Origin of the sequence: Corynebacterium sp. c8Ua_99 (assembly GCF_039907185.1) — a bacterium.
GTDB lineage: Bacteria > Actinomycetota > Actinomycetes > Mycobacteriales > Mycobacteriaceae > Corynebacterium > Corynebacterium jeikeium_D.
In genome coordinates, this window is the sequence record NZ_JASBOG010000003.1 from 100,495 (window position 1) to 113,205 (window position 12,711).

The window sequence follows — 12,711 nt, forward strand, 5'->3', positions numbered from 1 at the left end:
ACATGACACTTCCACGCCCCGCCACGCCTGACGACGTCCACGAGATCGTCGACCTCATCAAAGACCTGGCGGCCTACGAAAAAGAACCCGATGCCGTCCGACTGACCCCCGAGCGCCTGCGCGAACAGCTCTTCGGGGACAACCCTGCGATTTTCTGCCACGTCGTCGACTCCACATCCGGAAATTTGGACGACGGCGCCGGTGGCGGTGATGGCGGTGTTGGTGGCGGTGATGGCGGTGTTGGTGGCGGTGATGGCGGTGTTGGTGGTGTTGGTGGCGGCAGCCCGCGCCTCGACGGCATTGCACTGTGGTTCCTCAACTACTCCACCTGGGAAGGCACCCACGGCATCTACCTCGAAGACCTCTACGTCCGCCCCGAGGCACGCGGCACCGGCAAGGGCAAAGCACTGCTGCAGAACCTCGCGCGAATTGCCGTGGAGCGAGGCTACTCACGTGTCGAGTGGTGCGTCCTGAAGTGGAATCAACCCTCCATCGATTTCTACCGCTCCCTCGGCGCCTTCCCCATGGACGAATGGGACACCTTCCGCCTCACCGGACAGCCGCTCGCTGACTTCGGGGCGTAACAGACGGCAGCGCGTGGTGCGGCGATACGGCGGTGCAGCTGCGGTGCGTTTGCGCGGTGAAAAGTCCGGATGTGGATAACTGCTAAACCGGCTGACTTATCCACAGCCTGCCCCCATAGGCGTTGTCCCCCTACATCCGGACTTTTACCTTCAAAGGCATGACAGTTCTTGGGACGCTCGCCGCACTGGCCTCGCGCGGAATGGACACGCTAGCGGAACTCCACGCCGCGCGTCCCGACGGCCACGACGCCACCTCCCACCTGGCGGCAACCCTCGGCCTTGACCCGGCGCGCCTCCGGCTTTTGCTACGCGTCGCCGCCCACTATCTCCAACCCGCTGACACCGAAGAAAACACCAAAGCCCGCGAAGACGCCACCGCCCTTGCGCGCCAGCTCGGCCTCAGCCTGGACACCTGCGTGCTTATCGACAAGCGCAGCCGCCAAGCCAACAACGCCGAACTCCACGACAACCTCCGCCTCACATTCGTCGCTGCCGCCGAACGCCTCGGCTTCGAAGAACTCGATCTCTACATGCGGGAAACTCTCACCGAGCTCAACACCGAAGACGAGCCACCCCAGCACCTACGCGCCCGATTTTCCCGGAAGGTAGACATCCGGGGAATGAAGCACTTCCACATCTCCGGTCCCTCGGATATGCTCGACAATCTCCTGTCGCCGCTTACCATCCGTGCCGCAGAAATCCGGAAGTCCCATCCGGAGTTTTCCCACGACCGCTGCGTCGGCCAAGCGCTTGCCGAGCGCCTCGAGCATGCCGATGCCGCAACGCCCGTCGACAAGCTCGATGAAATGCGCTACCAACCCGCCATCATCATCACCGCACAAGACCTCATCGACTACAGCCCGCGATTCGCCGCCACCACCAACGGCTCCGCGCTCGCCCCCGACGTCTTCCTTAACGCCCTACTCGCCGACACCGGGTGGGCCGTGCTTTACGACGAACACAGCGCCATTACGGACTTATTTCCCATCGGCAACCCCCGCCTGGCGACTGAAGAGCAGCGCATCGCGATGCTCATCGACAACCCCATCTGCGCCTGGCCCGGCTGTGAACGCCCCGCCTATAGCGGACAAGCGCACCACCTAGTCGCCCACAAACACGGCGGCACAACCACGCTGGACAACCTCACCATGGTCTGCCGCGAACACAACGGGCTTAACGACGACGACCGGGAAGGACGCAACGGCCACCTCGAACGTATCCCCACATCCGGACATATTCGATGGCGCCCGCCGGATAAAACTCGGCCGCCGCTGTTTAGCAACTCATTTGTGACATCAATGTCCGGGAGGTCCTACGCCGGATACCGGGCGGGCACGACGAAACAGCTCGGGCCGGAGCCACCACCTCCGGACTAAAACCCGGATGAAAGCAAAAACCCGTCCTAGCGCACTGCTAGAACGGGTACTTGCGCTGCAAAAACGCAGATTTAGATGAGGTTCCAGTCCTCGATACCGTCGTAAAGCGGGAATTCCTGAGCAATCTTCGAAACACGAGCACGCAGGGAGTCAACATCCGCATTCTTGCCGGCGGCGAGAGCAGTACCGATGACATCGGCGACCTCGGTGAAGGCCTTCTCGTCGAGACCACGGGTGGCCAGCGCCGGAGTACCGATACGAAGTCCGGATGTAACCATCGGAGGACGCGGGTCAAACGGAACAGCATTGCGGTTGACGGTAATGCCAACAGCGTGGAGCAGATCCTCGGCCTCCTGGCCGTTCATCTCAGAATTGCGCAGATCCGCCAGAACCAGGTGGACATCGGTGCCGCCAGTGAGAACATCGACGCCAGCCTCGGCGCAGTCGGAAGCGGTGAGACGCTCAGCCAGAATGCGGGCACCAGCCAGAGTGCGCTCCTGGCGCTCCTTGAACTCCTCGGTACCAGCAATCTTCAGCGCCACGGCCTTGCCGGCGATGGCGTGCATCAGCGGGCCACCCTGCTGCCCCGGGAAAACAGCGGAGTTCAGCTTCTTGGCGTACTCCTGCTTGGCCAAAATCATGCCCGAACGTGGACCACCGAGGGTTTTGTGAACGGTGGTCGACACAACGTCAGAATGCGGAACCGGCGACGGGTGCAGACCGGCGGCAACCAGACCTGCGAAGTGCGCCATGTCCGTCCACAGCTTCGCACCGACCTCATCGGCGATGGAACGGAAAGCTTCGAAGTCGAGGTGGCGCGGGTACGCCGACCAACCTGCGATGAGAACATCCGGCTTTTCTGCGAGCGCCTGCTCACGCACCTTGTCCATATCGATCCGCATGGTGTCCTTGTCCACACCGTATGCGGCGACGTGGTAGAGCTTGCCGGAGAAGTTCAGCTTCATGCCGTGGGTCAGGTGACCGCCGTGTGCCAGGTCGAGGCCCATAATCTTGTCACCGGCGTTGATCAGCGCATGCAGAACGGCAGCGTTTGCCTGCGCACCTGCGTGTGGCTGAACGTTGGCGAACTCAGCGCCGAAGAGCTCCTTGGCGCGGTCGCGAGCCATGTCCTCGACGACGTCGACGTATTCGCAGCCACCGTAGTAACGACGACCCGGGTAGCCTTCGGCGTACTTGTTGGTCAGAACCGAGCCCTGAGCTTGCAGCACTGCACGTGGAACAAAGTTCTCACTAGCAATCATTTCGAGCATGTCACGCTGACGAGAGAGCTCCCCTGCCATTGCCTCTGCGAGGTCGGGATCGAGTTCACGCAGCGATTGGTAGCGGACATCGTTATTGTTAGACCCGGTCATGAGTAGGTTTTCGACCTTTCAATGAAACTTCAATGCCACAGGCCATGCTAGCCCTTTATGGGGCAAACCACGAAAGCAGCACCATTCAGGTATGCCCCCTTTATTGACTCGTTTTCCGGTTTTCGGCACCCCCTTGGCACAATTGGAAGTATGACGCGCGCAACATCCCCCAGCCCGTACGTCGAGTTCAAACGCGAGCAGTGGCGCGAAATGCGCAAGAATATGCCTCTGGTGCTGACGGAAGAGGAAGCTGAACGACTTTCCGGTATCGGTGAAAACATCGACCTGGACGAAGTCGCCGAGGTCTATCTTCCGCTTTCTCGTCTGATTCACATGCGTGTGGCGGCGCATCGGGAGCTGAACGCCGTAACGTCGAACTTCCTTGGGGAAAATCCTTCGAAGGGGGCGTCGGTGCCGTTTATTATCGGCGTCGCGGGTTCGGTGGCGGTCGGCAAGTCAACGACGGCGCGTTTGCTGCAGGTGCTGCTCGAGCGCTGGGAGACTAATCCGCGGGTGGACTTGGTTACTACTGATGGCTTCCTCTACCCTTCTGAGGAATTGAATCGCCGTGGGATTATGCAGCGCAAGGGGTATCCGGAGTCGTATGATCAGCGTGCGTTGATGCGGTTTGTCACGGCGGTGAAGTCGGGGGCGCGGCATGTGAAGGCGCCGGTGTATTCACACACGCTCTATGACCGGGTGCCGGATGAGTTCGTCGATGTTGACCGTCCGGACATTCTCATTCTCGAGGGGCTCAACGTTTTGCAGACGGGCCCGACGCTGATGATTTCCGATCTTTTCGATTTCAGTGTCTACGTCGATGCCCCGCGCGCGGACATCGAGCGTTGGTACATCAGCCGTTTCCTCCGTCTCCGCCAGACGGCGTTTCGCGCTCCGGGCGCGCACTTCGCGGATTACGCCACGCTTGACGACGAAGCTGCGGCCGAGGTGGCCCGACGCATTTGGCAGCAGGTGAACTTGCCGAACCTTACGGAAAATATTTTGCCCACTCGAGTGCGTGCGTCATTAGTTCTGACGAAGTCTCGGGACCACAAGGTTTCGAGGGTCCGGATGCGCAAACTCTAACATCCGGAAATTTTTCCGGATGTAGGGAGGTTATTTGCCGAAGCGGCGTGAGCGCTGCGAAAAGTCTCGAAGTGCGCGGAGGAAGTCGATGCGGCGGAACTCGGGCCAGTAGGTATCGGTGAACCAAATCTCGGAGTAGGCGGTTTGCCAGAGGAGGAAGCCGCTGAGCCGCTGTTCTCCGGAAGTGCGGATGACTAGATCGGGGTCCGGTTGTCCGGATGTGTAGAGGCGGCGAGAAATGGCATCGGTGGTGATGCGCTCCTCAAGCTCGGAAGCATCGATTCCCTCGGCGACTGATTCCCGGATGATTCTGCGTACTGCGTCGACGATTTCCTGCCGGCCGCCGTAGCCAACGGCAATGTTGACCTGGATGCCGGTGTTGTTCGCGGTGACTTCTTCGTCGTGACGCAGCCGGGCGGTCATTCTTTCCGGAAGGAGCTCGAGGTGGCCGACCATGCGCAGGCGCACGTCGTTAGGCGATTGCGCCAATTCGTCGACGACGTCGGCGATGATGTCGAACAGTAATTCCAGCTCTTCGGGGTCTCGCCCGAGGTTTTCGGTGGAGAGCAGGTAGATGGTGACCAGCTCGATTTCCTGCTCGGCGCACCAGCCGACGAATTCTGCGATTTTGCGGGAGCCGACGCGGTGGCCGTGGCTGACGTCGGTGAATCCAGCCTCCCTCGCCCAGCGGCGGTTGCCATCGGCCATGATGGCAACGTGCTTGGGGCGAGGTTTTCCTTCTAGCTCTTGGGCTAGTTTGCGCTCGTAGAGCGGATAGGCGATCCGCCGGAGTGAGGACGGCTGGTTTTCTTTCACATATGTAACCCTACCCAATGGGCACGGCCACTTTGTGCTTAGTCGCGTGCCTGCCGACGCTTCCGAACTTCTGCCGCAAGCGTACGCAGCAACCGGTCGGTGGTTTCCCAATCCATGCACGCATCGGTGACGGACTTGCCGTATACGAGGCCCTTACGACCATCGGTAATTTTTTGCGCGCCGGCTTCGAGGAAGGACTCCATCATGATGCCGGTGATGCGCTCGTCGCCGCCCCCGATGAGCTTGCCGAGTTCCTCAACGACCTCGGCCTGGCGCACCTCGGATTTTCCGGAATTGGCGTGGGAGGCGTCCACCATAATGCTGACGGTTTGCTCGGCCTTGTTCAGGCGGGCTTCGGCGTCGTTAAGCGATGCCTCGTCCCAGTTCGGGCCGGAGGTGCCACCGCGGAGGATGATGTGGCAGTTGTGGTTGCCGGCGGTTTCGACGACGGCGGCGCGGCCTTGGTCGTTCATGCCGAAGAAGAAGTGCGGGTTTGCTGCGGAGACCAGCGAGTCCACGGCGACCTGGACATTGCCGTCGGTGCCGTTCTTGAAGCCGATGGGCACGGAAAGTCCGGAAGCGAGCTGGCGGTGGACCTGCGACTCCGTGGTACGCGCACCAATCGCACCCCAGGAGACGGCGTCGGAAATGTACTGCGGGCTGTTGGGCTCGAGGAATTCGGCGCCGGCGGGCAGGCCGGTGCGCAGGACCTCGATGAGTACCTCGCGGGCCATGTGCAGGCCCTTGTTGATTTTGAAGGAGCTATCCAGGTCGGGGTCGTTGATGAGTCCCTTCCAGCCGACGGTGGTGCGCGGCTTTTCGAAGTAGACGCGCATGACGACCAGCAGGTCCTCGTCGAGCTCATCGGCGGTGGCCTTCAGGCGGCGGGCGTAGTCGATGGCGGCCTCAGGGTCGTGAATGGAGCACGGGCCGACAACGACCAGCAGACGATCGTCTTCACGGGCGATGACGCGGGCGACGTCGAGTCGCGACTGCTCTACCTCGTTAACCAGGTTTGGGGTCAGTGGCTGTTTGGCCATGACCTCTTCTGGGGAGGGCAGGTCGTGGAAGGCTACGACGCGGCGGTTCGCGGTCGAGGCGGGGGCTTCGAGGGAAGTTGGAGGGGTCATCTGAGGTCTCTTTTCTCTGGGTGATTAGTTGCGCATTTTGGCTGTAGATACGACAAAAGGCAGCGCCCCGATTGGTTGGGGCTGCTGCCTTTGGCTCCGGTTGGTGGCGACGTGACGATTAGCCGCCGGCTGTGACTATGTCGTCACTGCCTCCGGAGCCTTCGAAAAATAAAATCGCCACATACGCATGTGCTTGACTGTAGCGCACTGCCTAGAATCCCGCAATTCGAACTCCAAATCCCGCCACATGGGAAACAATCAGGGGTGCACACATTGCCCGTCGTCAAGCGGCGCGCACATGCCTTGACGCTAACTACTCCGCTTCACGACGCTGCTCTGCTGCAGCCATCGCTTTATCCACGGCCTCGGAATCAAAGGGATCCATACCGTGCGCCTCGGCAAACTTCCGGCGGGCGGCCATGCGCTTCGCGCGCCGCGAGAGATCCCAGCCGAGAGCCAGGATGACGATGAGCAAAACGACAATGATGAGCAGGCCAATAGGAGAGGCCTTACCGAAGTCAGCACCCCGCGGACCAGTGGGGTTCTGCGCCAGGAAAATTGTCGTGCGAGCCGCCAAGGCATCGAAGCTTTCAATCATGAGTTCCAGCTTAGCGTTAATTCCGGACTATTCCGCGTCGGGGTCGATACCGGCGAAGAGATCGGTCTCTGGCAGCTCAGTCTGCCCGCGAGTGCGGGCGAGCTCAAACTCTTCGGTCGGCCAAACGCGCTGCTGAATGTCTACCGGCACGGCGAAGAATGGCCCGTTCGGATCGATCTGCGTGGCGTGCGCCAGCAGCGCCTGATCCCGCTGCTGGAAGTAATCGCCGCACTCGACCTGCGTGGTCACGCGGGTCATGATGTCGCCGGGAGTCTTAGTCCAACGACGGAAGGACTCGGCCAGCGGACTTTCCAAGCCGTTGTCACGGTAGTAGTTATCCAGCGCGATGAGGCGCGCCTTGATGAAACCGTGGGTGTAGTAGAGCTTGGAAATCTCCCATGGTTCACCGAGTTCGGGGTACTTATCCGTTCCGGACTCCAGCCAAGCGCGCATGGACACGATGTGGGTCATGATGTGGTCCGGGTGCGGGTAACCACCGTTTTCGTCGTAAGTAATGACAACGTGCGGGCGGAATTCCCGGATGGTCCGAATGAGAGGCTTGGTCGCATCCTCGACCGATTGGCGCGCAAACACACCGTGCGACAGCACCGGCACCGGGTTACCCGCAGGCAGACCGGAGTCGGTAAAGCCGAGCCACTCATGTTCAACACCGAGAATCTCAGCGGCTGCAGCCATTTCGTTAACGCGCACCGAGGCGATATTCTCCCGCACCTCCGGCCGATCCATCGCCGGGTTGAGAATGCTACCGGCCTCACCGCCGGTGCAGGTCACCACTTTGACGCGATGCCCTTCCGCCACATATCGGGCCATTGTTGCGGCGCCCTTGCTCGATTCGTCATCAGGATGAGCGTGAATCGCCATCAGACGAAGTGCCAATTGAAGTCACTCCCGCTACTATCTCAGTCCATGTTTTCTGGCCGAGGCCGGGGCCCTTCGACCGCAACGATGCTACTACAGCACCGTTTCAATACCGCCCCACTATAGCGCTGCACCATCATATGACCACGCAGCATCGCTACTCGGTGGAACGACATAGCAGCAGGACACCGCGCCACACCAGAAAGATTGTTTAACTGTCAACATTTTACCACGTCGACCAAGAACTCCGATAGGCTAAAAAGCATGGCTGAAAGTTCGGAGCGAAACACCCGAAATACCGCAGCGCCTAACGGGCAGCGCGAGCGCTATGGGGATAACAGTCGCACTCTCCCCGCAAAATTGGTTGTTATCGCTATTGTTGGCATGCTCGTCATCGCCGGCGCATACATCTTCGTTCAGATGAACCGCGTCTCCGCCCCGGATGTCTCTGCAACGCAAGCGGGCTGGAGCCGCACTCCAGGTAAGGAAGATGAGCAGTTCATCTTCACGCTGGACGTCACCCGCGAAAAGCCGGAGCTGGATAGCTACTGCATTATCTACGCGCTGAACTATGACGTGGCAGAGGTCGGCCGTCGCGACGTATTCATTCCGGGCGGCGGCCCCGCTACGGTGCGTATGGACGTCCCCATTGCCACCCGCGAGCTGGCCGTCGCAGGCGATGTCTACGGCTGCTCCACCGACATTCCGGAGTTCCTCGCACCTGCGAAGTAACCTCCTTTCGCAACTGAGGATTATGCGCTTCCACGGCACGTCGTAAAGCGTGCGCGACAACACTCCGACGCGCCTGTTATTGCCATGTGGCGTGACAGTGCTATCCTGTGACGCAGCCGACGGCCCCAAGCGGGGCCGCTTTTGTATTAAATAGCCAAAACACAGGAGGAACCATGACTGAGGCAAAGAACAATAGCCCATGGCTCACCCAGGAGTCCTACGACAAGCTCAAGGGCGAGCTTGAGGCGCTATATGAAAACCGCCCGGTCATCGCCGCCGAGATTAACGAGCGCCGCGAAGAGGGCGACTTGAAGGAAAACGCCGGCTACGATGCCGCTCGTGAGCAGCAGGGACAGGAAGAGGCACGCATCCGCTACCTCGAAGACCTGCTCCAGCGCGCCACCGTCGGCGAGATTCCGCAGGAGTCCGGTGTGGCTCTGGTCGGCACCGTGGTCCACGTCTACTACGACGGCGACGAAGACGACACCGAGACCTTCCTCATCGGTACCCGTGGCGCTGACTCCTCCAACCCGAACCTGGAGACCTACTCCACCGATTCCCCGCTGGGCAAGGCTCTGGTCGGCGCTAAGGAGGGCGAGACCCGCACTTACGCTTCCCCGAGCGGCGACGAAGTGTCTGTCACTGTGGTCAAGGCTGAGCCGTACGACCCGGAGATGGACGCCTAAGCGCTCCCGGCGTTAGACCGCCTCAACCCAGGCGGCAACTTCGGGCCACAGTGCCCGATTCTTGGACCGATAGAAGCCCATATGGCCTATCGGTCCATTTTTTGTGCCCTCTCCCGCTTCGATATCGCGCTTTACGACGTCACACTGCACAGCCCTATCGGTCAATACGTCGACTGCCAACAACAAAGCGCCGGCCAACCCGTAATAACGGGCTAACCGGCGCTTGTGCGTTAGTTAGTTTTCTAGCGTTTAGTCCCTGAAGTAGGACAGCAGACGCAGAATCTCGGTGTAGAGCCAGACCAGGGTCACAGCCAGGCCGAGGGCGACACCCCAGGCGTACTGAGCCGGAGCGCCAGCGCGGACCAGGCGGTCAGCCTGATCGAAGTCAATCAGGAAGCTGAAGGCTGCCAGGCCGATGCAGACCAGCGAGAAGATGATCGACAGCATGCCGCCGTCACGCAGCGGGAAGCCCAGGCCGAACAGGGAGAGCACCAGGTTGCCCAGCATGAGGACCAGCACACCGATCAGAGCCGCGCTCATAAAACGGGTGAACTTCGGGGTCACGCGGATAGCGCCCGACTTGTAGACGAAGAGCATACCGATGAAGACACCCAGGGTGGCCAGCACTGCCTGCATAATCAGCGCACCAGCGGCAACGCCCTGAATTGGAGCGGTGAACATGAAGCTGATGCCACCGACGAAGAGGCCCTCGAAGGCCGCGTAGGTGAGGGTAACCGGCGCGGAGCCGTACTTCTTGCCGAAGGTGGAAACCAAAACAGTAATCAGACCACCGATGGCGCCGACAATGGTCAGAATCATGGCCAGGCTGGTGGAGACACTGACGGCAATGAAGAAATTGACCGCAGCCAAAACGATGATGGTTGCCAGCGTGATGCCGGTCTTGGAAACGACATCGTCGACCGTCATCGGACGGTAGTCGGCGGCAACCTGCGACTGGTACGGGTTATCCCCGTAGCCAGCGCCCATCTGACCTTGGCCGTAGTGATGTGCGCCCGCCTGTCCGCGGGCGACGGTCTTAGTAAGTGAACTGAATGCAGGATTGCTGCTTTCGCGCACGTCGTCCTTCTTTCTTTTCTCAGTTTTTCTTACGTTTTGTATTCAGGCACACGCGCTTACGTTTGCCTACACTTTCTACAACGGGCGATGTAAAGGTATTGTTCCCAACCCTGAAAAACAGTTAGTATCAAGGTAATTCCTCGCCTGCTGGCGGTGATTTTGTAATCGCGGAAAAACTCACAGTCGCCAGGCGTGGGCACCACATGAGTGATTACGAAACAGGAGGTTGGTCAAGATGTCTGATGGCCTTGACTACGATCCGGATACCACTGGTGATTTCGACGAGACCACGCTCGATGGCTCAGAGGGACTCGATGGCGACTTCCTCACCGGTGATGGCGAGAATTATGTAATGGATCCGCCGGACCGCTGGCGGGGCGCTTCTCCGCATGACACTCTCGGCAAGCGGTTGGCCGAGGAAAAGCCGGACATCGACGTCGACGACGATCTGGATGATGACCCGGAGATGCGTTACGGCGATGTCGACGGCCACGAACCGTTCGAGTTCGGCAACGATGGCCCGCGCGACCCGGACCGCAACCGTCGGATGGGCTGGACTACTTACTAAAGTTTTCTAAGTTTTTGTAGTTTTGCCAAATTTACTATCTCGGGGCGCCGCGCAACAGTAGTATCTGTGCCATGACAGCATCTACTGCTACGACAAACCGAACTACCATCCGCAATCCGCTTAACGACGAGCTCGTTGCCCGCCTTCTTCAGCGCGTCACGGTAGCTGATAAGTCGAAGACCGCCACTATCTCGGCACCATTTACCGGCCAGGAGCTGGCGCAGATTCCTGTCGGTACCCAGGCCGATGTCGACGAGGCCTTCAAGCGTGCCCGTGCCGCGCAGAAGAAGTGGGCCCGCATGGCGCCGGAAAAGCGCGGCGAAGTGCTGCACCACTTCCACGACCTGCTCTTTACCCACTGCGACCAGGTGCTGGACCTGCTGCAGGCCGAGACCGGTAAAAACCGCGCCAGTGCCCACGAGGAGCTCGTACACACCGCTATCACCGCCCGCTACTACGGCAATCAGGGCCCGAAACTGCTTGAGCCGAAGCGAGCGCACGGCGCGGTCCCGGTACTTTCCAAGACCACCGTCTACCACCACCCAAAGGGCGTCGTCGGTGTTATTGCTCCGTGGAACTACCCGCTGACCCTCGCGGTTTCCGATGCGCTGGCTGCACTGATGGCCGGTAACGCCATCGTGCTCAAGCCGGACAGCACCACTCCGTTTACTGCTCTCTTCGCTGTCGATTTGCTCTACCGCGCTGGCCTTCCGGAGGATCTCTTCCAGGTCATTCCAGGTCCCGGTCGCGTTGTCGGCCAGGGCATTGTCGGCCAGTGTGACTTCCTGATGTTCACCGGCTCCTCCGAGACCGGCCGCTCGCTGGCGCAGCAGTGCGGCGAGCGCCTGATTAGTTTCTCCGCGGAGCTCGGCGGCAAGAACCCGTTGATTGTCGCCGAAGATGCCAACATCAACCGCGCGGTCGAGGGCGCACGCATCGGCTGTTTCACCAACTCCGGTCACCTGTGCGTGTCCATTGAGCGAATCTATGTCGTGGACTCCGTCTGGGACGAATTCGTCCCGGCATTCACCGACCGCGTGAAGGCAATGTCCATCGGCGCTGGCTACGAATGGGAAACCGAGATGGGCTGTCTGCAGTCGCAGGGCCAGTTCGACATCGTCAAGTCCATGGTCGACGAGGCCATCGAGGCCGGCGCCACCGTGCTGGCCGGCGGTCGTCCTCGCCCGGATCTGGGACCGCTGTTCTACGAACCGACCGTGCTTACCGACGTCCCGGAGGGCGTCGCCCTGCTGACCGAAGAGGTATTCGGCCCGGTGGTAGTCCTCCAGCGTGTCTCGGACGTCCATGAGGCTATCGCCAAGTCCAACGATTCCCGTTATGGCCTCAACGCTTCGCTGTGGACCTCCCCGCGTCGCGCAAAGGAGCTGGCTCCACAGCTTGAGGCCGGTACCGTCAATGTCAACGATGGTTTTGCTGCGGCCTTCGCGTCTGTCGATGCCCCGATGGGTGGTTTCAAGGATTCGGGTGTGGGCCGTCGTCAAGCAGCGGGCGGCCTGCTGAAGTACACCGATGAGCAGACAGTGACCGTGCAGCGTCTTTCCCCGGTGTCGATGCCGCAGATGCCGCGTGAGCTGTACTCGAAGGTGTTCAATACGGCACTTGTCCTCGGCAAGAAGTTCAACGTCCTGCCGTAATACGTGTGCAGCGCGCACAGATAGCAAAAGGCCAGGTCAGAAAACTCTCTGACCTGGCCTTTTGGTGCCCCCAGTGGGACTCGAACCCACACTGAAAGGATTTTAAGTCCTCTGCCTCTGCCAATTGGGCTATAGGGGCCCCTAAGAAAGA

General features: G+C 60.3%; 13 protein-coding genes and 1 tRNA gene. 7 read left to right on the forward strand and 7 right to left on the reverse strand.

Annotation, left to right across the window (positions count from 1 at the left end; translation table 11 throughout):
- The first annotated feature begins 2 nt into the window (after window positions 1–2).
- Both QKE19_RS02995 and QKE19_RS03000 read left to right on the forward strand, forming a co-directional pair.
- Window positions 3–584 carry a GNAT family N-acetyltransferase gene (locus QKE19_RS02995; protein WP_347890339.1) on the forward strand — a complete coding sequence of 194 codons (582 nt, stop codon included), beginning with the start codon at window positions 3–5 and terminating at the stop codon, window positions 582–584.
- A 158-nt stretch (window positions 585–742) separates the two neighbouring features.
- A complete protein-coding gene (locus QKE19_RS03000; protein WP_246815947.1) occupies window positions 743–1,960 on the forward strand; it encodes an HNH endonuclease signature motif containing protein in 1,218 nt (405 codons plus the stop codon).
- A gap of 71 nt (window positions 1,961–2,031) precedes the next feature.
- Here QKE19_RS03000 and glyA read toward each other — a convergent pair whose 3' ends face one another.
- Complete coding sequence (gene glyA, locus QKE19_RS03005; RefSeq protein WP_016423186.1) at window positions 2,032–3,333, reverse strand: serine hydroxymethyltransferase; 1,302 nt, start codon at window positions 3,331–3,333, stop codon at window positions 2,032–2,034.
- A 150-nt stretch (window positions 3,334–3,483) separates the two neighbouring features.
- Here glyA and coaA point away from each other — a divergent pair, with 150 nt between their 5' ends.
- The gene (coaA, locus tag QKE19_RS03010; RefSeq protein ID WP_042388837.1) at window positions 3,484–4,419 is read left to right on the forward strand and encodes a type I pantothenate kinase; all 936 of its coding nucleotides are present in this window, start codon (window positions 3,484–3,486) and stop codon (window positions 4,417–4,419) included.
- 30 nt (window positions 4,420–4,449) lie between these two features.
- On the opposite strand, the gene QKE19_RS03015 is transcribed toward coaA, so the two are convergent.
- The 4 genes from QKE19_RS03015 to mca form a co-directional block, all read right to left on the reverse strand.
- Complete coding sequence (locus tag QKE19_RS03015; protein ID WP_016423188.1) at window positions 4,450–5,235, reverse strand: isoprenyl transferase; 786 nt, start codon at window positions 5,233–5,235, stop codon at window positions 4,450–4,452.
- A gap of 38 nt (window positions 5,236–5,273) precedes the next feature.
- Entirely contained in the window at window positions 5,274–6,365 is a 1,092-nt protein-coding gene (locus tag QKE19_RS03020) for a 3-deoxy-7-phosphoheptulonate synthase (RefSeq protein ID WP_101687446.1), read from the reverse strand.
- Window positions 6,366–6,678: 313 nt separating this feature from the next.
- Window positions 6,679–6,963 (reverse strand): hypothetical protein, encoded by a 285-nt coding sequence (locus QKE19_RS03025; protein WP_048733974.1) that lies wholly within the window; start codon window positions 6,961–6,963, stop codon window positions 6,679–6,681.
- Between the two features lie 27 nt (window positions 6,964–6,990).
- A complete protein-coding gene (gene mca, locus QKE19_RS03030; protein WP_347890340.1) occupies window positions 6,991–7,845 on the reverse strand; it encodes a mycothiol conjugate amidase Mca in 855 nt (284 codons plus the stop codon).
- A 261-nt stretch (window positions 7,846–8,106) separates the two neighbouring features.
- On the opposite strand from mca, the gene QKE19_RS03035 reads away from it, so the two are divergent.
- Window positions 8,107–8,574 carry a DUF4307 domain-containing protein gene (locus QKE19_RS03035; protein ID WP_048733970.1) on the forward strand — a complete coding sequence of 156 codons (468 nt, stop codon included), beginning with the start codon at window positions 8,107–8,109 and terminating at the stop codon, window positions 8,572–8,574.
- Between the two features lie 173 nt (window positions 8,575–8,747).
- Window positions 8,748–9,260 carry a transcription elongation factor GreA gene (gene greA, locus QKE19_RS03040; protein WP_049192847.1) on the forward strand — a complete coding sequence of 171 codons (513 nt, stop codon included), beginning with the start codon at window positions 8,748–8,750 and terminating at the stop codon, window positions 9,258–9,260.
- 249 nt (window positions 9,261–9,509) lie between these two features.
- Here the strand turns inward: greA and QKE19_RS03045 are convergent, their stop codons facing one another.
- Window positions 9,510–10,337, reverse strand: coding sequence for a Bax inhibitor-1/YccA family protein (locus QKE19_RS03045; RefSeq protein ID WP_048733966.1), 828 nt, complete (start codon window positions 10,335–10,337; stop codon window positions 9,510–9,512).
- A 235-nt stretch (window positions 10,338–10,572) separates the two neighbouring features.
- On the opposite strand from QKE19_RS03045, the gene QKE19_RS03050 reads away from it, so the two are divergent.
- Complete coding sequence (locus QKE19_RS03050; RefSeq protein WP_048733964.1) at window positions 10,573–10,905, forward strand: hypothetical protein; 333 nt, start codon at window positions 10,573–10,575, stop codon at window positions 10,903–10,905.
- A gap of 71 nt (window positions 10,906–10,976) precedes the next feature.
- Complete coding sequence (locus QKE19_RS03055) at window positions 10,977–12,560, forward strand: succinic semialdehyde dehydrogenase (RefSeq protein WP_049190697.1); 1,584 nt, start codon at window positions 10,977–10,979, stop codon at window positions 12,558–12,560.
- Between the two features lie 62 nt (window positions 12,561–12,622).
- On the opposite strand, the gene QKE19_RS03060 is transcribed toward QKE19_RS03055, so the two are convergent.
- Window positions 12,623–12,699, reverse strand: a tRNA-Leu gene (locus QKE19_RS03060).
- Window positions 12,700–12,711 lie beyond the last annotated feature (12 nt).

Coding starts and splice junctions, on each gene's coding strand:
- QKE19_RS03055 (WP_049190697.1), top strand. CDS start 10,977: ATGACAGCATCTACTGCTACGACAAACCGAACTACCATCCGCAATCCG.
- QKE19_RS02995 (WP_347890339.1), top strand. CDS start 3: ATGACACTTCCACGCCCCGCCACGCCTGACGACGTCCACGAGATCGTC.
- QKE19_RS03025 (WP_048733974.1), bottom strand. CDS start 6,963: ATGATTGAAAGCTTCGATGCCTTGGCGGCTCGCACGACAATTTTCCTG.
- QKE19_RS03050 (WP_048733964.1), top strand. CDS start 10,573: ATGTCTGATGGCCTTGACTACGATCCGGATACCACTGGTGATTTCGAC.
- QKE19_RS03020 (WP_101687446.1), bottom strand. CDS start 6,365: ATGACCCCTCCAACTTCCCTCGAAGCCCCCGCCTCGACCGCGAACCGC.
- greA (WP_049192847.1), top strand. CDS start 8,748: ATGACTGAGGCAAAGAACAATAGCCCATGGCTCACCCAGGAGTCCTAC.
- QKE19_RS03000 (WP_246815947.1), top strand. CDS start 743: ATGACAGTTCTTGGGACGCTCGCCGCACTGGCCTCGCGCGGAATGGAC.
- QKE19_RS03035 (WP_048733970.1), top strand. CDS start 8,107: ATGGCTGAAAGTTCGGAGCGAAACACCCGAAATACCGCAGCGCCTAAC.
- mca (WP_347890340.1), bottom strand. CDS start 7,845: ATGGCGATTCACGCTCATCCTGATGACGAATCGAGCAAGGGCGCCGCA.
- coaA (WP_042388837.1), top strand. CDS start 3,484: ATGACGCGCGCAACATCCCCCAGCCCGTACGTCGAGTTCAAACGCGAG.
- glyA (WP_016423186.1), bottom strand. CDS start 3,333: ATGACCGGGTCTAACAATAACGATGTCCGCTACCAATCGCTGCGTGAA.